26 protein-coding genes are annotated in these 26,004 nt (G+C 70.7%); 13 read left to right on the forward strand and 13 right to left on the reverse strand.

Annotation, left to right across the window (positions count from 1 at the left end; all coding sequences use genetic code 11):
* Positions 1 to 57: 57 nt before the first annotated feature.
* Genes M8C13_RS41015 through sdhC form a run of 4 tightly spaced genes read right to left on the reverse strand, consistent with a single transcriptional unit; the run spans position 58 to position 3,458 of the window.
* Complete coding sequence (locus M8C13_RS41015; protein WP_252486233.1) at positions 58 to 840, reverse strand: succinate dehydrogenase iron-sulfur subunit; 783 nt, start codon at positions 838 to 840, stop codon at positions 58 to 60.
* A complete protein-coding gene (gene sdhA / locus M8C13_RS41020) occupies positions 840 to 2,591 on the reverse strand; it encodes a succinate dehydrogenase flavoprotein subunit (protein ID WP_252486234.1) in 1,752 nt (583 codons plus the stop codon). Before sdhA ends, M8C13_RS41015 begins: the two co-directional genes overlap by 1 nt.
* 14 nt (positions 2,592 to 2,605) lie before the next feature.
* A complete protein-coding gene (locus tag M8C13_RS41025) occupies positions 2,606 to 3,031 on the reverse strand; it encodes a succinate dehydrogenase hydrophobic membrane anchor subunit (protein WP_374213335.1) in 426 nt (141 codons plus the stop codon).
* A 1-nt stretch (position 3,032) separates the two neighbouring features.
* Complete coding sequence (gene sdhC, locus M8C13_RS41030) at positions 3,033 to 3,458, reverse strand: succinate dehydrogenase, cytochrome b556 subunit (protein ID WP_252486235.1); 426 nt, start codon at positions 3,456 to 3,458, stop codon at positions 3,033 to 3,035.
* Positions 3,459 to 3,852: 394 nt separating this feature from the next.
* Here sdhC and M8C13_RS41035 point away from each other — a divergent pair, with 394 nt between their 5' ends.
* From M8C13_RS41035 to M8C13_RS41065, 7 genes are all read left to right on the forward strand, one after another.
* On the forward strand, positions 3,853 to 4,989 hold the full coding sequence (locus M8C13_RS41035) for a BMP family protein (RefSeq protein ID WP_252486258.1): 1,137 nt from the start codon (positions 3,853 to 3,855) through the stop codon (positions 4,987 to 4,989).
* Between the two features lie 81 nt (positions 4,990 to 5,070).
* Positions 5,071 to 6,633 (forward strand): ABC transporter ATP-binding protein, encoded by a 1,563-nt coding sequence (locus M8C13_RS41040; protein ID WP_252486236.1) that lies wholly within the window; start codon positions 5,071 to 5,073, stop codon positions 6,631 to 6,633.
* Positions 6,634 to 6,635: 2 nt separating this feature from the next.
* Complete coding sequence (locus M8C13_RS41045; RefSeq protein WP_252486259.1) at positions 6,636 to 7,709, forward strand: ABC transporter permease; 1,074 nt, start codon at positions 6,636 to 6,638, stop codon at positions 7,707 to 7,709.
* Positions 7,710 to 7,816: 107 nt separating this feature from the next.
* Entirely contained in the window at positions 7,817 to 9,013 is a 1,197-nt protein-coding gene (locus M8C13_RS41050) for an ABC transporter permease (RefSeq protein ID WP_374213340.1), read from the forward strand.
* A 2-nt stretch (positions 9,014 to 9,015) separates the two neighbouring features.
* Complete coding sequence (locus tag M8C13_RS41055; protein WP_252486238.1) at positions 9,016 to 9,417, forward strand: cytidine deaminase; 402 nt, start codon at positions 9,016 to 9,018, stop codon at positions 9,415 to 9,417.
* Entirely contained in the window at positions 9,414 to 10,691 is a 1,278-nt protein-coding gene (locus M8C13_RS41060; RefSeq protein ID WP_252486239.1) for a thymidine phosphorylase, read from the forward strand. Before M8C13_RS41055 ends, M8C13_RS41060 begins: the two co-directional genes overlap by 4 nt.
* A 46-nt stretch (positions 10,692 to 10,737) precedes the next feature.
* Positions 10,738 to 11,022: a hypothetical protein gene (locus tag M8C13_RS41065; protein WP_252486240.1), complete on the forward strand. Its 285-nt coding sequence runs from the start codon at positions 10,738 to 10,740 to the stop codon at positions 11,020 to 11,022.
* 465 nt (positions 11,023 to 11,487) lie between these two features.
* Here M8C13_RS41065 and M8C13_RS41070 read toward each other — a convergent pair whose 3' ends face one another.
* The gene (locus M8C13_RS41070; RefSeq protein WP_252486241.1) at positions 11,488 to 12,786 is read right to left on the reverse strand and encodes a hypothetical protein; all 1,299 of its coding nucleotides are present in this window, start codon (positions 12,784 to 12,786) and stop codon (positions 11,488 to 11,490) included.
* Positions 12,787 to 13,225: 439 nt separating this feature from the next.
* On the opposite strand from M8C13_RS41070, the gene M8C13_RS41075 reads away from it, so the two are divergent.
* Positions 13,226 to 14,314 carry an adenosine deaminase gene (locus M8C13_RS41075; protein ID WP_252486242.1) on the forward strand — a complete coding sequence of 363 codons (1,089 nt, stop codon included), beginning with the start codon at positions 13,226 to 13,228 and terminating at the stop codon, positions 14,312 to 14,314.
* A 60-nt stretch (positions 14,315 to 14,374) separates the two neighbouring features.
* Here the strand turns inward: M8C13_RS41075 and M8C13_RS41080 are convergent, their stop codons facing one another.
* From M8C13_RS41080 to M8C13_RS41100, 5 genes are all read right to left on the reverse strand, one after another.
* Positions 14,375 to 15,598 carry a primosomal protein gene (locus tag M8C13_RS41080; RefSeq protein WP_252486243.1) on the reverse strand — a complete coding sequence of 408 codons (1,224 nt, stop codon included), beginning with the start codon at positions 15,596 to 15,598 and terminating at the stop codon, positions 14,375 to 14,377.
* Positions 15,599 to 15,660: 62 nt separating this feature from the next.
* Positions 15,661 to 16,125, reverse strand: coding sequence for a YbaB/EbfC family nucleoid-associated protein (locus tag M8C13_RS41085; protein WP_252486244.1), 465 nt, complete (start codon positions 16,123 to 16,125; stop codon positions 15,661 to 15,663).
* Complete coding sequence (locus M8C13_RS41090) at positions 16,122 to 16,523, reverse strand: YbaB/EbfC family nucleoid-associated protein (protein ID WP_252486245.1); 402 nt, start codon at positions 16,521 to 16,523, stop codon at positions 16,122 to 16,124. The genes M8C13_RS41085 and M8C13_RS41090 overlap by 4 nt, the downstream gene beginning before the upstream one ends.
* A 14-nt stretch (positions 16,524 to 16,537) precedes the next feature.
* A complete protein-coding gene (locus M8C13_RS41095; protein WP_252486246.1) occupies positions 16,538 to 17,695 on the reverse strand; it encodes a C40 family peptidase in 1,158 nt (385 codons plus the stop codon).
* A 19-nt stretch (positions 17,696 to 17,714) separates the two neighbouring features.
* Positions 17,715 to 18,035 carry a hypothetical protein gene (locus M8C13_RS41100; protein ID WP_252486247.1) on the reverse strand — a complete coding sequence of 107 codons (321 nt, stop codon included), beginning with the start codon at positions 18,033 to 18,035 and terminating at the stop codon, positions 17,715 to 17,717.
* Positions 18,036 to 18,212: 177 nt separating this feature from the next.
* On the opposite strand from M8C13_RS41100, the gene M8C13_RS41105 reads away from it, so the two are divergent.
* The 3 genes from M8C13_RS41105 (at position 18,213) to M8C13_RS41115 (ending at position 19,526) form a co-directional block, all read left to right on the forward strand.
* Positions 18,213 to 18,578: a PadR family transcriptional regulator gene (locus M8C13_RS41105; RefSeq protein WP_252486248.1), complete on the forward strand. Its 366-nt coding sequence runs from the start codon at positions 18,213 to 18,215 to the stop codon at positions 18,576 to 18,578.
* Positions 18,579 to 18,714: 136 nt separating this feature from the next.
* The gene (locus M8C13_RS41110) at positions 18,715 to 19,296 is read left to right on the forward strand and encodes an SMI1/KNR4 family protein (protein ID WP_252486249.1); all 582 of its coding nucleotides are present in this window, start codon (positions 18,715 to 18,717) and stop codon (positions 19,294 to 19,296) included.
* Between the two features lie 89 nt (positions 19,297 to 19,385).
* A complete protein-coding gene (locus tag M8C13_RS41115; protein WP_252486250.1) occupies positions 19,386 to 19,526 on the forward strand; it encodes a hypothetical protein in 141 nt (46 codons plus the stop codon).
* Positions 19,527 to 19,563: 37 nt separating this feature from the next.
* Here M8C13_RS41115 and M8C13_RS41120 read toward each other — a convergent pair whose 3' ends face one another.
* Genes M8C13_RS41120 through deoC form a run of 3 tightly spaced genes read right to left on the reverse strand, consistent with a single transcriptional unit; the run spans position 19,564 to position 22,868 of the window.
* A complete protein-coding gene (locus M8C13_RS41120) occupies positions 19,564 to 20,430 on the reverse strand; it encodes an aldehyde dehydrogenase family protein (RefSeq protein WP_252486251.1) in 867 nt (288 codons plus the stop codon).
* Positions 20,423 to 21,862: an aldehyde dehydrogenase family protein gene (locus M8C13_RS41125; RefSeq protein WP_252486252.1), complete on the reverse strand. Its 1,440-nt coding sequence runs from the start codon at positions 21,860 to 21,862 to the stop codon at positions 20,423 to 20,425. The genes M8C13_RS41120 and M8C13_RS41125 overlap by 8 nt, the downstream gene beginning before the upstream one ends.
* A gap of 1 nt (position 21,863) precedes the next feature.
* Positions 21,864 to 22,868 (reverse strand): deoxyribose-phosphate aldolase, encoded by a 1,005-nt coding sequence (deoC, locus tag M8C13_RS41130; protein WP_252486253.1) that lies wholly within the window; start codon positions 22,866 to 22,868, stop codon positions 21,864 to 21,866.
* 97 nt (positions 22,869 to 22,965) lie between these two features.
* Here deoC and upp point away from each other — a divergent pair, with 97 nt between their 5' ends.
* Positions 22,966 to 23,589, forward strand: a complete 624-nt coding sequence (gene upp, locus M8C13_RS41135) for a uracil phosphoribosyltransferase (RefSeq protein ID WP_252486254.1) — start codon at positions 22,966 to 22,968, stop codon at positions 23,587 to 23,589.
* Positions 23,590 to 24,093: 504 nt separating this feature from the next.
* Positions 24,094 to 26,004 (forward strand): glycoside hydrolase family 18 chitinase (locus tag M8C13_RS41140; protein WP_252486255.1); only part of this gene is annotated, 1,911 nt, incomplete at its 3' end.

Consider the following 26,004-nt stretch of genomic DNA (forward strand, 5'->3'; position numbering starts at 1 on the left):
GAAACGAAGAGAACCGGCGTGCGGATCGCACGCCGGTTCTCGTTCAGCTGGGTGAGCTCAGCGGCGGAACAGCAGCGCTCGCTTCACTTCCTGGATCGCCTTGGTGACCTGGATGCCACGCGGGCAGGCGTCGGTGCAGTTGAACGTGGTGCGGCAGCGCCAGACGCCGTCGACGTCGTTGAGGATGTCCAGGCGCTCCTCGGCGGCCTCGTCCCGGCTGTCGAAGATGAACCGGTGCGCGTTCACGATCGCGGCCGGGCCGAAGTAGGAGCCCTCCACCCAGTACACCGGGCAGCTGGTGGTGCAGCAGGCGCACAGGATGCACTTGGTGGTGTCGTCGAAGCGCTCGCGGTCGGCCGCGGACTGGATGCGCTCCTTGGTCGGGTCCTGGCCGTAGTTGATCAGGTACGGCTTGACCGCGCGGAAGGCCTCGAAGAAGGGCTCCATGTCCACCAGGAGGTCCTTGTGGACGGGCAGGCCCTTGATCGGCTCCAGGGTGATCGTGGTCGGCTTGCCCTTCTTCGCCATCAGGTCCTTGACCAGGACCTTGCAGGCCAGCCGGTTCACGCCGTTGATCCGCATCGCGTCCGAGCCGCACACGCCGTGCGCGCAGGAGCGGCGGAAGGTCAGCGACCCGTCCACGTACCACTTGATGTAGTGCATCAGGTTGAGCACTCGATCGGTGGGCAGCGCGGGCACCGAGAAGGACTCCCAGCGCGGCTCCGCGTCGGTCTCCGGGGTGAACCGGCGGATCCGGACGGTGACGAGCGTGGACCCCTCGGGGGCGGGGGGAAGGGCGCCGCGGGAACCAGCCGCGGGGGCCTCAGCAGTCGCGGTCATCAGTACTTGCGCTCCATCGGCTGGTAACGGGTGATGGTGACGGGCTTGTAGTCCAGGCGGATGTCCGCGGTCAGGCCGTCACCGTGCTTGTAGGCCATGGTGTGCCGCAGGAAGTTCACGTCGTCCCGCTGCTGGTAGTCCTCGCGGGCGTGCCCGCCGCGGGACTCCTTGCGGTTGAGCGCGCCCTGCACCAGCACCTCGGCCAGCTCCAGCAGGAAGCCCAGCTCGACCGCTTCCAGCAGGTCGGTGTTGAACCGCTTGCCCTTGTCCTGGATCGCCACGCCCGCGTACCGCTCCTTGAGCGCCTGCACGTCGTGCAGGGCCTGCTTGAGCGTCTCCTCGGTGCGGTAGACCGAGGCGTTGAGGTCCATCGTGGTCTGCAGCTCGCCGCGGATGTCGGCCACCCGCTCGCCGCCGGTGGACTCCAGCATGGTCGAGACCATGCTCTCCACCAGCGCGGCCGGGTTGGCCGGCAGCTCGGTGTGCTCGACCGTCTTGGCGTACTCCGCGGCGGCGATGCCCGCGCGGCGGCCGAAGACGTTGATGTCCAGCAGCGAGTTGGTGCCCAGCCGGTTCGCGCCGTGCACGGACACGCAGGCGCACTCACCGGCGGCGTAGAGGCCGGGGACCACGTTGTCGTTGTCCCGCAGCACCTCGCCGGTGATCTTGGTCGGGATGCCGCCCATCGCGTAGTGCGCGGTCGGGTACACCGGCACCTGCTCGGTCACCGGGTCGATGCCGAGGTAGGTGCGGGAGAACTCGGTGATGTCCGGCAGCTTCGCGTCCAGCACCTCGGCGCCCAGGTGGGTCAGGTCGAGGTAGACGTAGTCCTTGTGCGGGCCCGCGCCGCGGCCCTCGCGCACCTCGGTGGCCATCGCGCGGGCGACCATGTCCCGCGGCGCGAGGTCCTTGATGGTGGGCGCGTAGCGCTCCATGAACCGCTCGCCGGAGGCGTTGCGCAGGATGCCGCCCTCGCCGCGGGCGCCCTCGGTGAGCAGGATGCCCAGGCCGGCCAGACCGGTCGGGTGGAACTGGTAGAACTCCATGTCCTCCAGCGGCAGGCCCTTGCGGAAGACGATGCCCATGCCGTCGCCGGTGAGGGTGTGCGCGTTGGAGGTGGTCTTGAAGACCTTGCCGAACCCGCCGGAGGCGAAGACCACCGACTTGGCCTGGAAGACGTGGATCTCGCCGGTGGCCAGCTCCAGCGCCACCGCGCCGGAGCAGACCGGGCCGTTCTCGGTCTCGGTCAGGCAGATGTCGAGCACGTAGAACTCGTTGAAGAACTCGATCCCGTGCTTCACGCAGTTCTGGTACAGCGTCTGCAGGATCATGTGGCCGGTGCGGTCCGCGGCGTAGCAGGCCCTGCGCACCGCGGCCTCGCCGTGGTTGCGGGTGTGCCCGCCGAAGCGGCGCTGGTCGATCCGGCCCTCGGGCGTGCGGTTGAACGGCAGGCCCATCTTCTCCAGGTCGAGCACCGCGTCGATGGCCTCCTTGGCCATGATCTCCGCGGCGTCCTGGTCAACCAGGTAGTCGCCACCCTTGACCGTGTCGAAGGTGTGCCACTCCCAGTTGTCCTCCTCGACGTTGGCCAGCGCGGCACACATGCCGCCCTGGGCCGCGCCGGTGTGCGACCGGGTCGGGTAGAGCTTGGTCAGCACCGCGGTGCGAGCCCGCTGGCCGGACTCGATCGCGGCCCGCATCCCGGCGCCACCAGCGCCGACGATGACGACGTCGTACTTGTGGAACTGCATGGTGGGAGCCTCGCTCAGCCGAAGTTCGGGGTGAAGGTGAAGATCACGAACGTGCCGAGCGCGACTGTCAGGATCACGGACACGTACAGCAGCATGGTCAGCCAGAAGCGGGTGCTGTCCTTGCGCGAGTAGTCGTTGATGATCGTGCGCATGCCGTTGCCGCCGTGCAGCATGGCCAGCCACAGCATGGACAGGTCCCAGAACTGCCAGAACGGCGAGGCCCAGCGGCCGGCCACGAAGGCGAAGTTGACCTTGTGCACACCGCCGTCCAGGAACAGCATGATCAGCAGGTGGCCGAGCACCAGGAACACCAGCACCAGGCCGGACAGTCGCATGAACAGCCAGCTGGCCAGCTCGAAGTTGCTCCGGCGGGCCTGCTTGCGGCGCGGGTGCCGCGGCGGGGCCAGGTCGGGGGCGGACAGGCTCATGTCAGCGCTCATCTCACATCCCGCCCATCAGCATGCTGTAGGCCTTGGCCAGCAGGTGGTAGGAGCCCGGGATCATCAGCGCGGCCCAGATGACCAGCACGGTCCACATCATCGGGCGCTGGTAGCGCGGGCCCTTGCCCCAGAAGTCGACCAGCATGACCCGGATGCCGTTGAGCGCGTGGAAGAGCACCGCGGCGACCAGGCCCAGCTCGAACAGGACGAAGAACGGTTCCTTGTAGGTCGCGATGACCTTGTCGTACGCCTCCGGCGACACCCGCACCAGCGCGGTGTCCAGGACGTGCACGAACAGGAAGAAGAACGTGAGCACCCCGGTGATCCGGTGGGCGACCCACGACCACATCCCCAGGTCTCCCCGGTACAGCTTCCCACCGCCGCGGGAACCCCGCTGCTGGGTTGCCGCGGCCTCAGTGCTGGCCATGGTGGACGGCCTCCAACGTCATTGCTGGATCTCTGGCTACCGGTGTTCGGGTACCGGGGGCCTTGACCCACGGGATGCTAGCCGTGTAGGCGCTGCACGACCCACTTGGCGTAGCCCGCTGTGATCGACGAGACAGCCTGATGGGGGGAGTCGCGCGCACGTCGCAACGCGCGCGTAACTCGCGCGCGCGAACTCTCGGCGCGAACGGGGCGGCCTGTGGATGGAGCGCCCAACAATTCGGTCACGTCGGGCAGACTGCCTGCGGAGGGCGCCATACCGGCGGGTACGGTTCGGCGTTTGTAAGACGCCCCTGTCGATGGAGCCGGGGGTTGTGTCGGGCAGTCGCGAGGCTGTTCGGCGAGGCCATGTGAAGGAGACGAGAGCCGTGCGTCGGATGCGAAACGCCGCGGTGGCCGCGGTCGCGATCACCAGCGTCCTGTCGCTGGTCGCGTGCGCGAAGGACAGCGGACCGGGCGGCGCCCCTGGGGGCAACGCCACGGGCAACGGGTGCGAGAAGGCGGCCCCGCCCGCTGCCCCGGCCGGGTCCACCAGCAGCAGCACGACCGGGACCAAGCCCGACGCCAAGGCGCTCAAGGTCGGCCTGACCTTCGACATCGGCGGCCGGGGCGACGCGTCGTTCAACGACGCCGCCGCCGCGGGTGTCGACCGCGCGATCGCCGAGCTTGGCCTGCAGAAGAGCAACGTCAAGGAGGCCTCGGCCGCCGCGGGCGACACCGAGGACGTCAAGTCCAGCCGCCTGCGCCAGCTGGCCAGCGAGGGCTACAACCCGGTCATCGCGATCGGCTTCGCCTACGCCGACGCGCTCAAGGTGGTCGCCGCGCAGTTCCCGAACACCCGCTTCGCCATCGTGGACGCGGGCGTGGAGGGCGCGAAGAACGTCACCCCGCTGCTCTTCGCCGAGGAGCAGGGCTCCTTCCTGGCCGGCGTGATCGCCGCCTACAAGAGCAAGAAGTGCTCGGTCGGCTTCGTCGGCGGCGTGAACGTGCCGCTGATCCAGAAGTTCGAGGCCGGCTTCTACCAGGGCGCCAAGGCCGCCGCGCCGAACATCAAGGTCGAGAAGAAGTACCTCACCCCGGCGGGTGACCTCTCCGGCTTCAACGACCCGAACAAGGGCAAGGTCGCCTCGGACGGTCTGATCGACGGCGGCGCGGACGTGCTCTACCAGGCCGCGGGCGGCTCCGGTAAGGGCGTGTTCAGCGCGGCCAAGTCCCGGGGCGCGCTGGCCATCGGGGTGGACTCCGACCAGTACAAGCAGACCACCGTCGCGGACTCCAAGGACATCATCATCTCCTCGGTGCTCAAGCGGGTCGACGTGGCCGTCTACGACTACATCGCCGCCTCCGCCAAGAACGACCTGACCACCCTGCCGAAGGTCTTCGACCTGAGCGTGGACGGCGTCGGCTACTCCATCAGCGGCGGCAAGATCGACGACATCAAGGGCACGCTGGACGCCTACAAGGCCGCGATCGTGTCCGGTCAGATCAAGGTCTCGGACAAGCCGAGCAGCTGAGCAAGCAACAACACGCGATGGGCCTGGGCCGCATTCCCAGGCCCATCGCGCGTTAGCCGCCACCACTGGGAGACCTCGAAGATGAGCAGTTCCCCGGATGCCGCCCAGCACTCGCCGACCGCGGTCCGGCTTGCCGGCATCACCAAACGCTTCCCCGGCGTGATCGCCAACTCCGACGTGCACCTGAGCGTGGCGCGGGGCGAGGTGCACGCGCTGTGCGGGGAGAACGGCGCGGGCAAGTCCACGCTGATGAAGATCCTCTACGGCATGCAGCAGCCGGACGAGGGCACGATCGAGGTCAACGGCGAGCAGGTGCACTTCCGCTCACCCGCGGATGCGATCAAGGCCGGCATCGGCATGGTGCACCAGCACTTCATGCTCGCCGACAACCTCACCGTGCTGGAGAACGTGGTGCTGGGCGCCGAGGCGCTGCACGGCATCGGGGCCAAGGCGCGCAAGCGGATCGCCGAGCTGGCCGGGCAGACCGGGCTGCACGTCAGCCCGGACGTGCCGGTGGAGTACCTCGGCGTGGCCGACCGGCAGCGGGTGGAGATCCTCAAGGTCCTCTACCGCGGCGCGAAGATCGTCATCCTGGACGAGCCCACCGCGGTGCTGGTGCCGCAGGAGGTCGACGAGCTGTTCGTCACCCTGCGCGGCATGCGCGAGCAGGGCTACACGTTCCTGTTCATCTCGCACAAGCTGGACGAGGTCAGGGCCATCGCGGACAGCCTCACCGTGATCCGCCGCGGCAGCACGGTCGGCACTGCAGACCCCAAGACCGTCACCTCCCGCCAGCTCGGCGAGCTGATGGTCGGCAGCGAGCTGCCCAGCCCGGAGACCCGCGAGTCCACCGTCACCGACCGCCCGGTGCTCACCCTCACCGAGGTGCGGCTGTGCGCCGACGGCGGGCAGCGGCCGGTCCTGGACCACATCACCCTGACCGTGCACGCGGGCGAGGTGCTGGGCATCGCGGGCGTGGAGGGCAACGGCCAGACCGAGCTGGTCGAGGCCGTGATGGGCGTTCGCAAGATCGACAGTGGCTCGGTCGCCCTCGGCGGCGCGGACATCACCAAGGAGTCCACGCTGGCCAGGCGGGAGGCCGGGATCGGGTACGTGCCCGAGGACCGGCACCGGCAGGGCCTGCTGCTCACCCAGACCCTGTGGGCCAACCGCATCCTCGGCTACCAGACCCGCCGCCCGGTGGTCCGCGGCCGCTGGCTGGACCTGGAGGGCGCGCGGGAGGACACCCGGCGGATCGTCGAGCAGTTCGACGTGCGCACCCCCGGCATCGAGGTGCCCGCGGCCGCGCTTTCCGGCGGCAACCAGCAGAAGCTCGTGGTCGGCCGCGAGCTCTCCGGGGACCCGGTGCTGCTCATCGCCTCACACCCGACCAGGGGCGTGGACGTGGGCGCGCAGGCGGTGATCTGGGAGCAGATCCGCACCGCGCGGGCCAACGGCCTGGCCGTGCTGCTGATCTCGGCCGACCTGGACGAGCTGATCGGGCTCTCCGACTCGATCAAGGTCATGTCGCGCGGACGCCTGGTGGCCGACGCCGACCCGAACGTGGTGACGCCCGAGGACCTCGGTGCGGCCATGACCGGCGGCGAGGCGGCCGCCGGCGCACCGGAAGGGGACGAGCGGTGAAGCTGAACGCCCGCGCTGTCCTGCTGCCCCCGCTGCTGGCGATCGCCGCGGCCCTGCTGCTGTGCTCGATCGCGCTGATGATCTCCGGCGGCAACCCGCTGGAGGCCTTCGCCGCGATGATCGCCCAGGTCGGCCGGGGCACCACCGCGGTGGACATCGTCAACACCGGCAGCACCTACTACCTGGCCGCGCTCGCGGTGGCCATCGGCTTCCAGATGAAGCTGTTCAACATCGGCGTCGAGGGCCAGTACAAGATCGCCGCGATCATCGCGATGGTGGCCGGTGGCTCGGTCGTGCTGCCGCCGGTGCTGCACACGCTGTTCGTCCTGGTGGTCGCCGTGCTGGTGGGCGCGCTGTGGGCGGCCATCCCGGCCATCCTCAAGATCACCCGCGGGGTGAACGAGGTCATCTCCACGATCATGCTCAACGCGGTGGCCACCGGCATCGCCGCGTACCTGATCCAGGACTCGGTCTTCGGCGAGCTGCGCGGCAACAACCTGGGCACGCCGCTGGTGGCCGAGTCCGGCCGGGTGCCCGGCCTGTCCCTGGGCGAGGCCGGCACGGTCTTCGGCCTGGTCGTGCTCGCGGTGCTGGCCGGGGCCGGCTACTGGGTGCTGATGAACCGCACCCGGTTCGGCTTCGAGCTGCGCGCCTCCGGCGAGTCGGCCACCGCGGCCACCGCGGGCGGGGTCAACGCGAAGAAGATGATCCTGGTCGCGATGCTGCTCTCCGGCGGTATCGCCGGCCTGGTCGCGATGCCGGAGCTGCTCGGCCGGGACTACACCTACACGCTGAACTTCCCGGCCGCCTACGGCTTCACCGGTATCGCGGTGGCGCTGCTGGGCCGCAACCACCCGGTCGGCATCGCCTTCGGCGCGCTGCTGTGGGCCTTCCTGGACAAGTCCTCGGTCGCGCTGGAGAACGTGGGCGTGCCCAAGGAGATCGTGACCATCATGCAGGGCTCGATCGTGCTGTCGGTGGTGGTGGCTTACGAGGTGGTCCGGCGGATCACCCTGGCGGCCGAACAACGCAAGGTCGGGCAGCAGCTCGGCACGACGGACGAGGTGGCGGCATGAGTCCTGCTAGCAGGGACGAATCATCGACACAGGGCGCCAGCGTGACGAGCCTGCTCCCTCAACACCCAGGGAGCTCGGCCTTCCTGTCCGGGCCGCAGCAGCGCAAGCTGCCCAGCTGGGGCACCGGCCTGCTGCTGGTGGCCGCGGCGATCGTCGCGCTGTCCACCGCCTCCTACCTGACCGGTGTGCCGCAGCTGACCTCCTCCGGCACCTTCCAGACCGCGGTGCTGCTGGCCATGCCGATCCTGCTGGCCGGGCTCGGCGGGCTCTGGTCCGAACGCGCGGGCGTGGTCAACATCGGCCTCGAGGGCATGATGATCCTCGGCACCTGGGGCGGCGCCTGGGCCGGTTACCAGTGGGGCCCGTGGGCCGGGCTGGTCTCGGCCGCGGTCTTCGGCGCGCTGGGCGGCCTGCTGCACGCCATCGCCACGGTGACCTTCGGGGTCAACCACATCGTCTCCGGTGTGGCGATCAACCTGCTGGGCGCGGGCGTGACCAAGTACCTGTCCACGCTGCTGTTCCTGCCGGTGTCGAACAACCCGCGCGAGTCGCCGCCGGTGCCCAAGTTCGACACCTTCTCGCTGCAGCCGATCGGCGACTGGCTGGCCGCGCTGGAGAACGAGCAGCGGGTCGGCATCTCCGACGTGGCCGGCATCCTGCGCGGCCTGGTCACGCACGTGTCCCCGCTGACCATGCTGGCCCTGGTGCTGGTGCCGGTCACCTACCTGGTGCTCTGGCGCAGCCGGTTCGGCCTGCGGTTGCGCTCCTGCGGGGAGAACCCGGTGGCCGCCGAGTCGCTGGGCGTCAACGTCTACCTGCACAAGTACGCCGCAGTGATCATCTCCGGCGCGCTGGCCGGGCTGGGCGGGGCGGCGCTGCTGCTCAACCCCGGCCAGGCCGGTTACCTGGAGAACCAGACGAACGGCCGGGGCTACATCGGCCTGGCCGCGCTGATCTTCGGCAACTGGCGGCCCACCGGCCTGCTCGGCGGCGCCGCGCTGTTCGGCTACGCGGACGGGTTGCAGCTGCGCAGCGGCGGCGGCGCGGTGCTCGCGCTGCTGTACGCGGCGGTGCTGGCGCTGGGCGTGGTGGTCGTGGTGCAGCTGTGGCGGCGGCGCTGGGTGGCCACCGCGGTGACCGTCTCCGGCGCGCTGATCCTGTACTGGGTGTACTGGTCCTTCGACGAGCTGCCCAGCCAGCTGACCACCTACCTGCCGCACCTGGTGACGCTGGTGGTGCTGGCGGTGTCCGCGCAGCGACTGCGGCCACCGGCGGCGAACGGCGTCGAGTACCGGCGCGGCTGACAATGTCCACTGTGGACTGGGAACTGCTGCGCGAGACCGCGGTCAAGGCCGCCGGGCACGCCTACTGCCCCTACTCGGGGTTGCAGGTGGGCTCGGCGGCCGTCTGCGACGACGGCCGGATCGTCACCGGCTGCAACGTGGAGAACGCCTCCTACGGCCTCGGCCTGTGCGCCGAGTGCACGATGGCCGGGCAGCTCCGCCTGACCGGCGGCGGCCGCTTCATCGCGGTGACCTGCCGCTCCGGCGCCGGCGAGCTGCTGATGCCCTGCGGCCGCTGCCGTCAGGTGCTCTACGAGCTGGGCGGCCCGGACTGCCTGCTCGACACCCCGCGCGGGATCCTGCCGATGAGCGAGGTCCTGCCGGATGCCTTCGGACCCGACCAGCTGCCGGAGCCGCCAGCATGAGTCACAACGCCATTGACGTGATCCGCGCCAAGCGGGACGGAAATCGATTGACCGACGCCCAGATCGACTGGGTGATCGACGCCTACACCCGGGGCGCGGTGGCCGACGAGCAGATGTCCGCCCTGGCCATGGCGATCTTCCTGAACGGCATGACCGCCGAGGAGACCGCCCGCTGGACCGCCGCCATGGTGGCCTCCGGCGAGCACCTGGACCTGTCCGCGGTCACCAGGCCCACGGTGGACAAGCACTCCACCGGCGGCGTCGGCGACAAGATCACCCTGCCGCTGGCCCCGCTGGTCGCGGCCTGCGGCGCGGCCGTGCCGCAGCTCTCCGGCCGGGGCCTCGGCCACACCGGCGGCACCCTGGACAAGCTGGAGTCCATCCCCGGCTGGCGGGCGAACCTGTCCACCGCGGAGATCACCGCCCAGCTGAACTCGGTCGGCGCGGTGGTCTGCGCGGCCACCGAGGGCCTGGCGCCGGCCGACCGCAAGCTGTACGCGCTGCGCGATGTCACCGGCACGGTCGAGGCCATCCCGCTGATCGCCAGCTCGATCATGAGCAAGAAGATCGCCGAGGGCGCCCAGTCCCTGGTGCTCGACGTCAAGTCCGGCACCGGCGCGTTCATGAAGACCGAGGCCGACGCCCGCCGCCTGGCCGAGGCCCTGGTCGCCATCGGCAAGGCCAACGGCCTCAACATCAGCGCCCTGCTCACCGACATGTCCGTCCCGCTGGGCCGCGCGGTCGGCAACGCGGTGGAGGTGGCCGAGTCCGTCGAGGTGCTCAAGGGCAACGGCCCGGCCGACGTCACCGAGCTGACCATCGCCCTGGCCCGCGAGATGCTCGCACTGGCCGGCGTCGACACCGACCCGGCCCCGGTCCTCGCCTCCGGCCAGGCCTACGAGACCTGGTCCCGCATGATCAGCGCCCAGGGCGGCAACCCCGAGGCCCCTCTGCCCACCCCCGCGCACGTGCACCTGGTCGAGGCCCAGGAGGACGGCGTGTTGGCCGAGCTGGACGCCTACGCCGTCGGCGTCGCAGCCTGGCGCCTGGGCGCGGGCCGGGCCCGCAAGGAAGACCCCGTGCAGCACGCCGCGGGCATCCTCTGCCACGCCAAACCCGGCGACCGGGTCACCAAGGGCCAGCCCCTGCTGGAACTGCACACCAACACCGAGGACGCCATTCCCGCCGCACTCGCCGCCCTGGACGGCGGTTACCGCATCGCCGAATCGGCCCCCGAAACCAAGCCCCTGCTCCTGGACACCCTGCGCGGCTGAACCACCGAGACCGCGACTGGCCCGAGCGGCACACGTCTACCGGACCATGCGCATTGTCCCCGGCATTCTCGCCCTCGCGGTCGCGGCGACATCCGGCAAGCACTTCGTGCAAAGCTTCGAGACGACCACCCAGGGCGGTCCCTATTCCGAGCTGCCGCCGGCCCGGAATTCCCGGATCGTGAGCGCCAAGGGCAAGGCGAGCACAGAGCGGACATTCCTCATCGACCTCGCCCGAATCCCGCCCAAACAACGCGACGAGGGCTTCGACGTCACCGTCGACGACCAGGGCACGATCACTCAGGTGGACTGGCTGTACGTCCCGTCCTGGTAGCCCCGCGACGGTGGGGCGCCCGGTCGCACCGCAGGACAGCCCCGGCAACCCGATCGCCCGCGCTCCGCGCCACCGGGCAATGGGCCGCCCGACGGCTCGCGGCTCTGCGATGGTCCTCGCGGCTCGCGGCTCGCGGCTCGCGGCTCGCGGCTCGCGGCTCGCGGCTCGCGGCTCGCGGCCCGCGGCCCGGTGGTCCGATGCTCGGTGGTCCGGCGCCCGATGGTCTGGCGTGTGGCGCGCAGCGTCTTGTGGCGCGGTGCGGGGTGGCAGTGCGCATTGTGGCCCGGTGTCGATGCCGGTGCTCGGCAGTCGCGGTCCGGTGCTGTCGCAGCCTTTTCCTCGCTCCGGCCCGATTTTCCGTCCCCGGCCCAGTCGCCCCGCGCTGGCGGGACCGGCGTGGTCCTTGCCTCCACAGCACAGCGCCCCGGAAGCCTGGGCTCCCGGGGCGCTGTGGGCGGTGCTGGGTCAGCTGTCGATGTCGACGTCTACGCCGTCTGGGTCGACGGACTTCTCCGCGTCGCGGGACTTGCCGGAGCTCTTGGCGCGGCTGCGGCGCTGCTGCCGCGGCATCACCGCGGGCGGCGGGGGCGGGGTGGGCGCGCCGCCGCCGAGGATCAGCTCGGCGAAGGTGGCCATGGCCTCGTCCAGCTGGCCGGCGTGGCGCTGGTCGGACTCCTGGTTCGCCTGGCGGACCAGGCCGAGCAGGGCGTCGGTGTCCGGGCGCTCGGTGACCGCGCCGGTGACCCGGTTCAGGCCCTGCTTGACGTTGCCGTCCAGGTCGCCCAGGCGGCCGGAGACGTTGTCCTCGACCTCGTCGATGCGGCCGCCGACCTGCTCCAGGCGGGCGTTGAGGGCTTCCAGGCGCTCGGCCAGGCTCTGCAGGCGCTCGGTCGGGTCGACCGCGGGCCGGGAGAGCAGGTCGTCCAGCTTCTCGTTCTGCTCGTCGCGGGCCGAGGACAGCGCGTTGTGCAGGCTGTTGTTGCCGTCGTTGATGCTGTTGCGCAGGCCGGTGTTGCCCTCGGTGATGCTGGTCCGCAGGGTGTTGGTGCCCTCGGTGATCGCGCCGCGCAGCGAGTTGTTGCCGTTGTCGATCGAGCTGCGCAGGGTGTCGGTGCCCTCGTTGATCGAGCTGCGCAGGGTGTCGGTGCCCTCGGCGATCAGGCCGCGCAGGTTGTCGGTGCTCTCGGTCAGCGAGCGCTGCAGCGCCTCGCGGGTGCCGTCGAGGTGCTCGTGCACGCCCTCGTCCACCTCGTCGATCCGGCCGCGCAACACGGTCTCCAGCGCCTCGACGCGCTCGCGCACCGGGTTGGTGATCGCGGCGGGCAGCGACTCCAGGCGGGCGTCCTGCTTGTCCAGGTGCCGCTCGACATTGCCGCCGAGGTCGTCAAGTCGCTTGTGGATGTTGGACAGCTTGTCCTCGAGGCCGTCCATCTTGCCCTGGACACCCTCGAAGCGGCCGGCCACGCCGTCCAGGCGGCCGTCCAGCTGGGCGAAGGGCTTGGCCAGCTTGTCGACCAGGCTCTCCACCGCGCGGCCGAGACCGGCGATGGCGCCGTCCTGGGCCTCCAGCCGGGCGAGGGTCTCGTCCAGCCGCTCGGCCAGCACGCTGACCTCGGTGCGATCGGGCAGCTCGGAGAGGCGCTTGCGCACCGAGCCGAGCGACTCCAGCGGCGAGAGTCGAGCGTGGATCTCGTCCAGCGCGTCGAAGATCTGCTGCTGTTCGCTCTCACGGATCTCGGCTGCGCGAATCAGTGTGTTGCGCATCCGATCGAAAGACATTGTGGAGTGGTTGTTCTCGCTCACGGCAGGGACCTTCGTCGAAGGGAGGGGACCGACGGACGCGACTCTAGCCAGTCGCCCGAGTTGTTGTTCACCGCCCCCCGGCCGAACTTCGGCGGAAGTTGGCTAGGAGTACGCCATTCGGGTGACTGGCTGCAGGAAACGCCAGTGGTTTGATCTTCAGTGGTTGCTCAGCGCAGAACCGCGTTCCCCATTCGAGCTACATGCATCCCCGACCATGATCGACGTTGCGTGGCAATGCAGCCACAACGACGCCTCAGAACCATCCGACAGAGTGGACTTGCCACTAGTCGCACAAGTCAGATGATCATAGCGCTCGCTCTCCGGAACGGCCCGGCAACACGCCGGTCGACCTACCGACCGAGCGCCGGTTCACGTGTGTGGGTGCGGGTACCGTGTCGCCATGTCAACCCCGGTGACTCTGGAAACCATCCGCACCGCACCGAAGGTGCTTCTGCACGACCACCTCGATGGCGGCTTGCGACCGCAGACCGTCATCGACCTGGCCGACGCCGGCGGCTACGCCAACCTGCCCACCACGGACGCCGCTGAGCTCGGCGACTGGTTCGCCGAGGCCGCCGACTCCGGCTCCCTGGTCCGCTACCTCGAGACCTTCGCGCACACCGTCGGCGTCATGCAGAACACCGACGCGATCGTCCGGGTGGCCGCCGAGGCCGCCGAGGACCTCGCCGACGACGGTGTGGTCTACGCCGAGGTCCGCTACGCCCCCGAGCTGTTCACCGAGGGCGGCCTGGCCCTCGAGCAGATCGTCGAGGCGGTGCAGGAGGGCTTCCGGCAGGGCGAGGCCACCGCGGCCGCCCGCGGCAAGAAGGTCCGGATCGGCACCCTGCTGTGCGCGATGCGGCAGAACGCCCGCTCGCTGGAGATCGCCGAGCTGGCCGTCCGCTACCGCGACGCCGGTGTGGTCGGCTTCGACATCGCCGGGCCAGAGGCGGGCTTCCCGCCCACCCGCAACCTGGACGCCTTCGAGTACCTGCGCCAGCAGAACGCGCACTTCACCATCCACGCCGGTGAGGCCTTCGGCCTGCCGTCGATCTGGGAGGCCCTCCAGCACTGCGGCGCCGAGCGGCTCGGCCACGGCGTGCGGATCGTGGACGACATCAAGGTGGAGGAGGACGGCACCGTGCACCTGGGCCGCCTCGCCGCCTACGTCCGCGACCGGCGCATCCCGCTGGAGATGTGCCCCAGCTCCAACCTGCAGACCGGCGCCGCGGCCTCCATCGCCGAGCACCCGATCGGCCTGCTGCACCGGCTGCGCTTCCGGGTCACGGTCAACACCGACAACCGGCTGATGAGCCACTGCTCGATGTCGAGTGAGATGGCCGCGCTGGTGGAAGCCTTCGGCTACAGCTGGGCCGACCTGCAGTGGTTCACCGTCAACGCGATGAAGTCCGCCTTCATCGGCTTCGACGAGCGCCTGGCGATCATCAACGACGTGATCAAGCCGGGCTACGCCGCGCTCCAGGCCTGAGCCGCGACGACAGCGGGGCCGCACCGGCGATCCGGTGCGGCCCCGCTGTGCACAAGGGGTTCAGTGCGCGCGCAGGCGTTCCTCGAAGCCGGCGACCAGCTTCTCCCAGGACTCCACCTCGGCGGTGAACGGGGCGCTCGGCGCCAGCCGGTTCGGGTCCGGCCGGACCACGAAGGAGACCAGCCAGCCCAGGCTCTCCGACTTGGCCAGCGCCTTCTCCACCGAGTCGTCGCCAGCCCACTGCGCCGCGTCGGTGATCAGCTCGACGGCCAGCTCCAGCTGGTACGGGTCGACCTGCTCGACCCCGCCAGCCAGGTCCTCGGCCAGGCCGGTCAGCACGTAGGTGTTGTCCTGCTCGACCTCGATCTCCAGCTCGCCGTTGGTGGCCGCGGCCACCACGTCCTCCCAGGTGACCACGGCGGCCAGGTCGTTGTCGTGGTCCTCGGCCGAGTCGCCCTCGCCGGTGGCCAGGAAGCGGGCCAGCGCGCGCGGCGAGCCGAAGACGTCGATCCGGCCCTCCGAGCCGAGGAACACCGGCTTGTCATCGAGGTAGCAGCGCAGCGTGTAGTGCTCGCCGACGGAGGTGATGATCTTGATCGGGTCGATGCCGACCTCGGCCCAGAAGCCGGTCGGCTCCTCCTCGACCTCGGTCTCCTCGCCCTCCGCGGCGTCCTCTTCCTCGGTCTCCAGCTCGTCCAGCTCGGCCTGGGCCACGGTCAGCGCGGCCTCGTCCACCTCGGGCTGGGTGACCACGGCGTCGATCGCGTCCAGGACCTTGTCCCACTCGTCGATGACCACCCTGGCCAGGTCGTTCCAGCGGGCCTCGCCGTCGCGGCCCTGGAACGGGTAGGTGCCCTGGTTGAGCAGCGCGAACCCGTCCGCGGAGTCCAGCACCTCGTGCACGGCCTCCAGCTCGCACACCTCGGCCAGCGAGCGCACGATGGCCACCGTCTCGGCCAGCTCGCCGATGGTCCAGGTGTCCGGCTCCTCGGCGACCAGCTCGGGCACGCCGACCAGGTCGTAGCGGCGCTCGTCGTCCGGGATCAGCTCACCGGCGTGCAGGCCGGGCACCTGCGCCCAGGCCGGGTGGTCGGTGAGGTCGTGCTCGGTGGCCTTGCGCAGGTAGGCGGCCAGGTGCGCGGCGTCGGCGAAGCCGTAGAGGTCCTCCCCGTGGCCGAGGAAGGCCTCCCACTCCTCGCCGTCCTCACGCCATTTCGGCGCCCACAGTGTGACCAGGTCACCCTGCGGAAGACCGAGCTCGATGGGGACGATGTCCTGAGCCATTCCCTGCCTCCGGGTCGCCGACGGATTCGGCCGCAGCCTACGGGTTCACCACGGGTGCTGGATCACCGGTCCGAGCGAAGGCTCGACAGGTCGAAGGAGAACACGTCCTCGTCCTCCTCCGGCTGCGCCGCCTGCCTGCCGGTCGTGGCCGCCGGGCCGGTCACCGCGGCGCTGTCCCAGCCTGCCGCGCGGGCGGGCACGGTGCCGCCGACGGCTTCCACCACCGCGGTGAACTCATCGCCCAGCGCGCGGGCGAGCACGTTGTAGGAGCGCTGCACGGCGAACTCGGCGGCCTGCCGCGCGGTCTCGGTGATCGCCTGGCCGAGCCGGTCCGCGCCCAGGTTCACCGCGGCCGGGTCCAGCCACAGCTGCACCAGCTCACCGCTGGCGTTCACCGTGGCCGCGACCAGGCCGTCCTGGCTGCGCGCCTGGCCGATGACCCTGGCCATGTCCGCCGCCAGCCGCTGACTGGCCTCAAGCCGGTCCTCGGCCTCGCGGGTCTCATCGGGCTGGTACGGCTCGCTCATCGCGTCCTCCGCAGGAAAGACCCGCCATCCTCGTCATCATCGTCGGCCACCGGCTGCGGCGCCATGCCCAGCGCGCTCAGCCCGTCGGCGGCACGCGCGTCCAGCACCCCGTGCAGGGACCGGTGCAGCCGCCCGGCCGCGTCCCTGGTGGCCCGCTGGGCCTGCTTGAGCACCTCGGCGGCCAGCTGCGCGGAGCCCATCTGCAGTGCCCTCGGGTCGATCCGGACCTGCTGGACCTCCCCGCCGGGCGCCACGGTCACGCTGACCGCGCCGTCGCCGGAGGAGGCCTTGCCCAGCACCGGCCCGGTGCGGGCCAGCCGCTCCACCACCCGCTGCTCGGTGTCGGCGATCTTCGCCGCCGCCCGCGCGTTGTCCGCCTCGACGTAGTCCTCGTGCATCGACCTACCCCCGCTCAGCCGGTCGGCCGGAAGAAGCCCATGAACGGCATGCCGCTGTTGGTGGTGCGCAGCTTGCCGATCTGCACCGGGTCACCGGCCTCGATGATCTGCCCGTCGCCGATGAACATCGCCACGTGACCCTTCCACACCACCAGGTCGCCGGGCAGCAGCTCGCCCGGCGGCACCTGCGCGCCCATGGCCTGGGCCGCGGAGTGCCGGGGCAGCTCGAACCCGGCCGCCGCGTAGGACCACTTGGTCAGGCCGGAGCAGTCGGTGCCCTGCGGCGGGTTGGAGGCCGCCCAGACATACGGCGTGCCCAGCGCGGTGAGCGCCTTGCGCACCGCGGCCGCGGCGATCTCGTTGGGCGCTTGCACGGTCTTGCCGCCGGGCAGGTTCACGTCCACGCCGGAGCCGGGCTGCGGTGGGATGGCCACCGGCAGGTTCGACGCGGGCGCGCCACCCCCGCCACCGCCGCCGCCCCCACCGCCACCGGAACCAGAGCCAGAGCCGGAGCCGGAACCCGAGCCGCTGTTGTGGCTGCCGGAACCGTTGCGGCCGTTGGCCCCCGCGGTGTTCGTGCCGTCCACCCCGCCGCCGAGCGCGCCGCCCATGCCGCCGAGGGAGCCCACGTCCACCCCGGGGATGCCGCGCAGCTTGCCCGCGGCCTCGCTGAGCGCCTGCTTGGCCTTGGTGATCTCCTGGTTGCCCTTGAGGTGGTAGTTGGCCGCGGTGCACCAGCACTGCTGGATCGCCTGCGGCACGCTGGCCTTGTTGCCGCCGTGCTTGCCCGCCAGCGCCGCCTCGACCTGCGGGGTGACCGTGCCGCGCAGCTCGTTGACCAGCTTCTCGATGTTGCCCTTGGCCGTGGTGACCGCGTTGTGGGCGTTGTTCACCGCGTCCTGGGCGGTCTTGCAGTTGGCGGCCAGCTTGTCCAGCGAGCCCTCCAGGGTGGCGACCCGGCCCTGGAAGACGTTCGCGCGGTCGCCGTACCAGCCGTTCATCGCGCCCTTGAACGCGCCGTTGTGCTTGCCCTTGAGGTCGGCCAGCGCGGTGTTGGCCTGGCCGAAGGCGGTGGCCGCGCGCTGGGCCGCGCCGTGGTCGCCCTCCAGGTCCTTGAGGTTGTTGCGCAGTGGCTCGGTCAGCCCGTTGAGCACGGCTTCGACGTCGGACATGGCGTGGATCCCCCTGTGCTCAGCGCTGCGCGGAGCGCTTGACGTTGGCCGCGTGCTCGGCGTCCTGCTGGTGGTAGTCGGTCACCGTGCCGCTGACCGCCGCGCCCAGCTCGCCGAGGGCCTTGGCCGCGGCGCTGATGCCGTCCAAGATGCCCTGCGCCGCCGGGGTCAGCGCGCCGGAGACCTCCGCGCCGATCTTGCCGAAGGCGTTGCCCGGCACCGAGTTGGCCCCGGCGAGCGTGCCGGTGCCGACCTTGCCCAGGTCGCCGGACATGCCCTTGACCGCGTTGGCGTAGCTCGTCAACGCGGCCGGGTCGACCTTGAAACCCTTCTCGGCCATCGCTCCCCGTCTGCCTCTCCCCATGAGTCCCTGTGGCCGGTTCGACGCGGGGAGACCTCCCGCGGTTCCGGCCGATGCTCCAGCTTGCCGCACGTCAGCCCACCTGTGGGCGCGGATGGCCGGATTCACGCGACCGACTAGGTTGCACAGCCAGCTAGATGGCGATACCTTCTAGTCGTGAGTCCGGTCGAGGTGCGGCAGGCGCAGTGGCTGCGCGGCGTACTTGACCTGGCCGTGCTCGCCCTGCTCGCCGAGCACGGGGAGAGCTACGGCTACCTGATCTCCCAGCAGTTGGCCGAGTCCGGCCTTGGCGAGGTCAAGGGCGGCACGCTCTACCCGCTGCTCAACCGGCTGGAAGAGGGCGGGTTGCTCAACAGCTCCTGGCGGGCCGGCGACGGCGGGCCGGGGCGCAAGTTCTACGAGATCAGCCGGAGCGGCAGGCGGTTGCTGGCCGAGCACGCTCCACAGTGGACGGCCTTCGCGGGCGCGGCGACCACGGTCGTGCAGCGCGGCCTGCGCGAGGCGGCGCTGAGTCCCGGCTGACACTCGGGGAGAGTTCGGCGGGGCCGGCGTCGGGGGCCGGCTCCGCCGAGTTCGTTAGGACACTTGCTCCGGTCGGACCAACGATGATCACGGGTTGGCGGCACCGAACAGGCCCGTGAGCTGCGATCATGGCCTCATGGACGTTGCCGAGGGCTGGGGCCGGCTGTGGACCTGGCTGGCCGCGAGCGCGCCCACCACACACGAACTGCTCCGGCCGGGCGCGGCGCCCGCCGAGGTCGAGGAGCTGGAGCGCCGCCTGGGACTGAGCTTCCCGGCTGAGCTGCGCCGGTGGTGGACGCTGTGCGACGGCACCGTGCGCACCGACTTCGCGGAGATCTTCCCGCCCTTCTACACCCCGCACAGCACCCGCAGCGCCTTCGACGCCAGGGAGTGGCGCAGGCTGCGCTGGCGCGCCCAGTGGGCCGAGCCGGATGCCGAACCCGAGGCGGGCACCGCCGCCCGCAGCTTCCACCCGGCCTGGGTGCCGATCGCCTTCGACGGCTGCGGCGACGCGCTCGTGGTCGACCTGCGCCCCGGCCCGCTGCACGGCTGTGTGCTGGAGTGGGACCAGGATCGCTCCGAGGTGCACAAGCCGGAGTGGACCAGCCTGGGGGAGATGGTCTTCGCGGTGGCCGAGGCCCTGGAGACCGGCACGCCGGTCGGGCACAGCCACCCCACGGTCACGCCGGACGGCAGACTGGACTGGCGGATCCGCTGACGGTTCTCGCTTTTCCGCACAAGAGTGCTGGGGACAGATGTACAACGTTGAAAACGAGCCGGGGTTCGTGGTCTGGCAGGTGCTGGGCGGTGCCGGTGCTGCTGCTGGTCGCGGTGCTGCTGGTGTCCGGGGCGCTGACCTGGTCCGGGGTGTGGATGCACCGGGGGCCGGCGGTCCGGCGGGCGGCGAACACGGCCGTGGACCAGCGCTGGCTCATCCAGTCGCGCTGAGTGGTGGGGGCGGCCGGAAGCCGCCCCCACCACTGGCTCAGACGCCCGTCGGGTGCCAGACCGTCTTGTGCTCCAGGAACGCGCGCAGCCGGCTGATGTCCGGCTCGGCGGTCCAGTCCGGCTCCTTGGCTGGGACGCGCAGCACTCGCTTGACCGTGCCCGCGGCGGCGCGCTCCAGCTCGGTGCGCGCCTCCAGCGGCACGCCGGTGGGGTCGATCGCGTTCACGTCGGCGTGTGCGGCCAGCCACGGCGAGAGCTCCGCGGTGCCGCCGGTGAGCAGGTTGACCACACCGCCCGGCAGGTCGGAGGTGGCCAGCACCTCGGACAGGGTGATCGCGGGCAGCGGGCGCTGCTCGCTGGTGACCACCACGCAGGTGTTGCCCGCGGCGATCACCGGGGCGACCACGCTGACCAGGCCCAGCAGCGAGGAGGACTGCGGGGCGAACACCGCGACCACGCCGGTGGGCTCAGGGGTGGTGAAGGAGAAGTACGGGCCCGCCACCGGGTTGGCCGCGCCGAAGACGGTGGCCAGCTTGTCCGTCCAGCCCGCGTACCAGACCCAGCGGTCCACCGCGGCGTCCACCAGGGTCTCCGCCTTCTTGGCCGCGATTCCCTCGGCCGCGGCCACCTCGGCGGTGAACTGCTCCCGGCGGCCCTCCAGCATCTCGGCCACCCGGTAGAGCACCTGGCCGCGGTTGTAGGCGGTGGCGCCGGACCACTTGGCGAAGGCCGACCTGGCCGCGCCCACGGCGTCCCGCGCGTCCTTGCGCGAGGCCAGGGACGCGTTGGCGAGGAACTTCCCGCGTGCGTCGTTCACCGGGTACACCCGTCCGGACTCGGAGCGGGGGAACTTCCCGCCCACGTACAGCTTGTAGGTCTTGGCCACGCTGATCCGCTCAGACATCGAGGTACGCCTCCAGACCCGCCCGGCCGCCCTCGCGGCCGAAGCCCGACTCGCCGAACCCGCCGAAGGGCGCGGTCGGGTCGAACCGGTTGAACGTGTTGGCCCACACCACACCGGCCCGCAGCTGCTGCGCCATCCACAGGATGCGCGAGCCCTTCTCGGTCCAGATGCCCGCGGAGAGCCCGTACGGGGTGTTGTTGGCCTTGGCCACCGCCTCGGCCGGGGTGCGGAAGGTGAGCACCGAGAGCACCGGGCCGAAGATCTCCTCGCGGGCGATCCGCATGGCCTGCTGCACGCCGGAGAACACCGTGGGCGCGAAGTAGAAACCCTTGTCCGGCACCGGGCACGGGCTGGTCCAGCGCTCCGCGCCGTCCGCGTCACCGGAGGCGACCAGCTCGCGGATCCGCTCCAGCTGCGGCTTGGAGTTGATCGCGCCGATGTCGGTGTTCTTGTCCATCGGGTCGCCGAGGCGCAGCGTGGACACCCTGGCCCGCAGCTTGGCCATCAGCTCCTCGGCGATGGACTCCTGCACCAGCAGCCGGGAGCCCGCGCAGCACACGTGGCCCTGGTTGAAGAAGATGCCGTTGACGATGCCCTCGACCGCCTGGTCCAGCGGCGCGTCGTCGAAGACCACGTTCGCGGCCTTGCCACCGAGCTCCAGGGTGAGCTTGCGCCCGGTGCCGGCCAGCGACTTCTGGATCAGCTTGCCCACGTCGGTGGACCCGGTGAAGGCCACCTTGTCGATGCCGCCGTGGTTGACCAGCTCGCTGCCCACGTCACCGGCGCCGGGCAGGATGTTGACCACCCCGGCGGGCAGTCCGGCCTGCTGGCAGATCTCGCCGAAGACCAGCGCGGTCAGCGGGGTGGTCTCGGCCGGCTTGAGCACCACGGTGTTGCCGCAGGCCAGCGCGGGGGCGATCTTCCAGGCCAGCATCAGCAGCGGGAAGTTCCACGGGATGACCTGACCGGCCACGCCCAGCGGCCTGGGGTCCGGCCCGTAGCCCGCGTAGCCGAGCTTGTCCGCCCAGCCCGCGTGGTGGAAGAAGTGCGCGGCCGCGGTCGGCACGTCGACGTCCCGCGACTCCTTGATCGGCTTGCCGTTGTCCAGCGTCTCCAGCACGGCCAGCTCGCGGCCGCGCTCCTGCATGATCCGCGCGATCCGGAACAGGTACTTGGCCCGCTCGGCGCCGGGCATCCGGCCCCACACCTTGTCGTAGGCGCGCCTGGCCGCCTTGACCGCGGTGTCCACATCGGACGGCGCGGCGGTGCTCACCTCGGCGAGCACCTCCTCGGTGGCCGGGTTCACCGTCTTCAGCGGCTCGCCCGCACCGTCGACGAACTTGCCGTCGACGAACATCTGGTAGTTCGCCTTGAGGTTGGCGATCGCCCTGGACTCCGGGGCCGGGGCGTACTCCCACACGGGATTGCTCATCTCAGTCCACCGTCACGTAGTCGGGGCCGCTGTAGTGGCCCTCAAGCTGGGTCCGCCGCTGCATCAGCAGGTCGTTGAGCAGGCTGGAGGCGCCGAACCGGAACAGCGTGTTGGTCAGCCACTCCGGGCCCGCCACCTCGTGCACCGCGACCAGGTACCGGACCGCGTCCTTGGTGGTGCGGATGCCGCCGGCCGGCTTGACCCCGCGCAGCTCGCCGGTCTGGTCCCGCCAGTCCCGCACCGCCTGCAGCATCAGGTGCGTGGTGGGCAGGGTGGCGGCGGGGGAGACCTTGCCGGTGGAGGTCTTGATGAAGTCGCCACCGGCCAGCAGCGCCAGCCAGGAGGCCCGGCGGATGTTGTCGTAGGTGGCCAGCTCGCCGGTCTCCAGGATGACCTTGAGGTGGGCGTCGCCGCAGGCCGCCTTGACCGCCTTGATCTCCTCGAAGACCTGGCCGTAGCGCCCGGACAGGAACGCGCCCCGGTCGATCACCATGTCGATCTCGGTCGCGCCCGCCTCCACCGCCAGCTGCGTGTCGGCCAGCTTCACCATGCGGTTGGACCGCCCGGAGGGGAACGCGGTGGCCACACTGGCGATGCCGACCCCGCTGCCGGCCAGCGCCTCGACCGCGGTGGCCACCAGGTCGGGGTACACGCAGACCGCGCCGACCCTGGGCACCTCCGGGTAGTCCGGATCGGGCCTGCGCGCCTTCGCGCACAGCGTGCGCACCTTGCCCTGGGTGTCGGCGCCCTCCAGCGTGGTCAGGTCGACCATGCTGATGGCGGTGTCGATGGCCCAGAGCTTGGAGGCCTTCTTGATGCTCCGGGTGGCCAGGGTGGCGGCGCGCTGCTCGAGCCCGACCGCGTCCACGCCGGGCAGGCCGTGCAGGAACCGGCGCAGCGCGGTGTCGTCCCTGGTCGCGTCGGCCAGTGCAGGGGGGAGCGCCGGTCCACCGGAGGGGGCGGGTACGCCCGGTCCGGCAGCCGTCGCCGATGACGGTGCAGCCATGGACCTGAGTCTAGGGTCGTGACCGCGCTCACCCGGACAACCATCCACAACCGGCAGTTCAAGACCCAAATGGACCATCGCGCTACCGTCTTCGGTCATGGACGTTCTCGTCGTCGACCACCCGCTGACCCGCGCCCGGCTCACCACCATGCGCGACGCGAGGACCGACAGCGCCGCGTTCCGCGCCGCGCTCCAGGAACTCACCCAGATGCTGATCTACGAGGCCATGCGGGACGCGCCGGAGGCGGTGGAGCGCATCCACACGCCGGTGGCCCGCACCGACGGTTTCCGGCTGGCCAACCCGCCGCTGCTGGTGCCGGTGCTGCGCGCCGGGCTGGGCATGGCCGACCAGGCGCACAACCTGATCCCGGACGCGCAGATGGGCTTCGTCGGGCTGGCCCGCGACGAGGAGACCCTGCAACCGACCCCGTACCTGGAGTCGCTGCCGGCGAGCCTGGCCGGGCGCCCGGTGCTGGTGCTGGACCCGATGCTGGCCACCGGCGGGTCGATGATCTACACCATCCGGCTGCTGGTGGACCGGGGCGCCACCGACATCACCGCGGTGTGCGTGCTGGCCGCGCCCGAAGGGGTGGAGAAGCTGGCTTCCTCTGGCCTTCCGGTGCGCGTGGTCACCGCCAGCGTGGACGAACGGCTCAATGACTCCGGGTTCATCGTCCCCGGCCTCGGTGATGCCGGGGACCGCCTCTACGGGGCGGTGTAACCGCAGCTCGGCACCGGTCGACCCGACGAAGGGCCTGTCCACGACACCCGTGGGCAGGCCCTTCGGTTTGGTCCGATCGTGGGTCCATTTGGACCAGTGAACACCTCGCCACACGGCCCAATCGCTTGTGGCGGAACAACATTCACGTTTCGCTAGGCCGAACGAGTGACTGATTGGTCTAGACCTTGACGTTCTGTGGTCTGAACCACATGGTGTTGGCAAGCGCGCTGACACCGTGCCCGCACCACCTGAGTTTCGCCGCCGCCGCCTCGCACGTGCTCCACCCACGCCATGGGTCCGCCAACCCTGGGAGCCCTGAAGAGATGAGGTCGCGATGGCTGCCGCAGATCGCCACACCCGCGTCATGACTCCCTGTCCGCGGCGGATCGAGGTGACCGGCTTCCGGCCGGGACCTGGGTGCCACTGACCCCAGCCCGGCCGGTTTCACCCACCTCCACGCTCCACCCCCCTGCTGCGCCTTTCGCTCCTGACGCGAGGAGAGACATGCCCATCCGCCGATGGCGTGCCACCGCGATGCTGACCGCCCTGCTGCTCGCCCTGTTCGGCCTGTCCGCCCTGCCGGCGAACGCGGCCACCGGGGTGACCGCGAAGTTCACCAAGACCTCCGGCTGGGACACCGGCTACGAGGGCAAGTACACGATCACCAACAACGGACCGGCGGCGATCAGCAGCTGGACGGTGGAGTTCGACCTGCCTGCCGGGCACCGGCTGGGCTCGCTGTGGGAGGCCACGCACACCGTCAGCGGCCAGCGGGTGACCGCGAAGAGCCAGTCCTGGAACGGATCCCTGACCGCGGGCCAGTCCGCCAGCTTCGGCTTCGGCGTGCAGTTCACCGGCGCCTACCGCGACCCGGGCGGCTGCAAGGTCAACGGCGCCTCCTGTGACGGCGGCAGCGGCGAACCGGACACCCAGGCGCCCAGCGCGCCCGGCCAGCCCTCGATCACCAGTGTCAGCAGCTCCAGCCTCTCGCTGAGCTGGCCCGCCAGCACCGACAACGTCGGCGTCACCGGCTACGAGATCGTCGGCGACGGCGTGGTGGTGGCCACCGCGACCAGTACCTCGGCCACCGTGACCGGACTGGCCGCGGACACCTCCTACACCTTCACCGTGCGCGCCAAGGACGCCGCCGGGAACACCTCGGCGGCCAGCCCCGCGGTCACCGGCAAGACCGGCAAGGGCGGCGACCCCGGCCCCTCGGGCAACCGCAAGGTCGGCTACTTCACCCAGTGGAGCGTCTACGACCGCGCCTACCACGTGAAGAACCTGGACACCTCCGGCACCGCGGCCCGGCTGACCCACCTGAACTACGCCTTCGGCAACGTCAACGCCGAGGGCAAGTGCTTCCAGGTCAACCAGGCGGGCCAGGGCGACTCCTGGGCCGACTACCAGCGCCGCCTGCCCGCCGAGCAGGCCGTGGACGGGGTCGCCGACGTCTACAACCAGCCGCTGGCCGGCAACCTCAACCAGCTCAAGAAGCTCAAGGCCAAGTACCCGCACCTGCGGGTGCTGATCAGCCTCGGCGGCTGGACCTGGTCGAAGTACTTCTCCAACGCCGCGCTCACCGACGCCTCGCGCAAGGCGCACGTCAGCTCCTGCATCGACATGTGGATCAAGGGCAACCTGCCGGTCATCGGCGGCGACCCGCAGGGCGGGCCCGGCTCCGGCGCGGGCATCTTCGACGGCGTGGACCTGGACTGGGAGTGGCCCGGTTCCGAGGGCAACACCGGCAACATCGTCCGGCCCGAGGACAAGCGCAACTTCAGCCTGCTGGCCGCGGAGTACCGCGCCCAGCTGGACGCCCTCGGCGCGAGCACCGGCAAGAAGTACGACCTGACCGCGTTCCTGCCCGCCGACCCGCGCAAGGTCGACGCCGGGTTCGAGGTCGGCGAGGTGGTCAAGAACCTGACCTTCGGCAACGTGCAGGGCTACGACTTCCACGGTGGCTGGGAGAAGGTGGCCAACCAGCAGTCCTCGGTCAAGCACCCCGCCGGTGACCCGAGCCCGTTCGCCTACTCCGACGAGATCGCGGTGGACGCCTGGATCAGCCGGGGCGCGCCTGCCAACTGGGTCGTGCTCGGCGTGCCCTTCTACAGCAGGGGCTGGACCGGCGTGACCAACGCCAACAACGGCCTCTTCCAGGCCGCCACCGGTCCCGCGCCGGGCACCTACGAGGCGGGCATCGAGGACTACAAGAAGATCAAGAACCTGGTGAGCAGTGGCTACACCGTGCACCGGGACGCCGTGGCCGGGCACGCCTGGCTGTTCAACGGCAGCACCTTCTGGACCTTCGACGATCCCACCGAGATCACCAGGAAGGTCAACTGGGCCAAGAGCAAGGGCCTGGGCGGCGCGATGATCTGGTCCCTCGACGGCGACACCGCCGACGGTGAGCTG

Source organism: Crossiella sp. SN42 (assembly GCF_023897065.1).
Lineage (GTDB): Bacteria > Actinomycetota > Actinomycetes > Mycobacteriales > Pseudonocardiaceae > Crossiella.

Coding starts and splice junctions, on each gene's coding strand:
- M8C13_RS41015 (WP_252486233.1), bottom strand. CDS start 840: ATGACCGCGACTGCTGAGGCCCCCGCGGCTGGTTCCCGCGGCGCCCTT.
- sdhA (WP_252486234.1), bottom strand. CDS start 2,591: ATGCAGTTCCACAAGTACGACGTCGTCATCGTCGGCGCTGGTGGCGCC.
- M8C13_RS41025 (WP_374213335.1), bottom strand. CDS start 3,031: ATGAGCGCTGACATGAGCCTGTCCGCCCCCGACCTGGCCCCGCCGCGG.
- sdhC (WP_252486235.1), bottom strand. CDS start 3,458: ATGGCCAGCACTGAGGCCGCGGCAACCCAGCAGCGGGGTTCCCGCGGC.
- M8C13_RS41035 (WP_252486258.1), top strand. CDS start 3,853: ATGCGAAACGCCGCGGTGGCCGCGGTCGCGATCACCAGCGTCCTGTCG.
- M8C13_RS41040 (WP_252486236.1), top strand. CDS start 5,071: ATGAGCAGTTCCCCGGATGCCGCCCAGCACTCGCCGACCGCGGTCCGG.
- M8C13_RS41055 (WP_252486238.1), top strand. CDS start 9,016: ATGTCCACTGTGGACTGGGAACTGCTGCGCGAGACCGCGGTCAAGGCC.
- M8C13_RS41060 (WP_252486239.1), top strand. CDS start 9,414: ATGAGTCACAACGCCATTGACGTGATCCGCGCCAAGCGGGACGGAAAT.
- M8C13_RS41065 (WP_252486240.1), top strand. CDS start 10,738: ATGCGCATTGTCCCCGGCATTCTCGCCCTCGCGGTCGCGGCGACATCC.
- M8C13_RS41070 (WP_252486241.1), bottom strand. CDS start 12,786: ATGCGCAACACACTGATTCGCGCAGCCGAGATCCGTGAGAGCGAACAG.
- M8C13_RS41075 (WP_252486242.1), top strand. CDS start 13,226: ATGTCAACCCCGGTGACTCTGGAAACCATCCGCACCGCACCGAAGGTG.
- M8C13_RS41080 (WP_252486243.1), bottom strand. CDS start 15,598: ATGGCTCAGGACATCGTCCCCATCGAGCTCGGTCTTCCGCAGGGTGAC.
- M8C13_RS41085 (WP_252486244.1), bottom strand. CDS start 16,125: ATGAGCGAGCCGTACCAGCCCGATGAGACCCGCGAGGCCGAGGACCGG.
- M8C13_RS41090 (WP_252486245.1), bottom strand. CDS start 16,523: ATGCACGAGGACTACGTCGAGGCGGACAACGCGCGGGCGGCGGCGAAG.
- M8C13_RS41095 (WP_252486246.1), bottom strand. CDS start 17,695: ATGTCCGACGTCGAAGCCGTGCTCAACGGGCTGACCGAGCCACTGCGC.
- M8C13_RS41100 (WP_252486247.1), bottom strand. CDS start 18,035: ATGGCCGAGAAGGGTTTCAAGGTCGACCCGGCCGCGTTGACGAGCTAC.
- M8C13_RS41110 (WP_252486249.1), top strand. CDS start 18,715: ATGGACGTTGCCGAGGGCTGGGGCCGGCTGTGGACCTGGCTGGCCGCG.
- M8C13_RS41120 (WP_252486251.1), bottom strand. CDS start 20,430: ATGTCTGAGCGGATCAGCGTGGCCAAGACCTACAAGCTGTACGTGGGC.
- M8C13_RS41125 (WP_252486252.1), bottom strand. CDS start 21,862: ATGAGCAATCCCGTGTGGGAGTACGCCCCGGCCCCGGAGTCCAGGGCG.
- deoC (WP_252486253.1), bottom strand. CDS start 22,868: ATGGCTGCACCGTCATCGGCGACGGCTGCCGGACCGGGCGTACCCGCC.
- upp (WP_252486254.1), top strand. CDS start 22,966: ATGGACGTTCTCGTCGTCGACCACCCGCTGACCCGCGCCCGGCTCACC.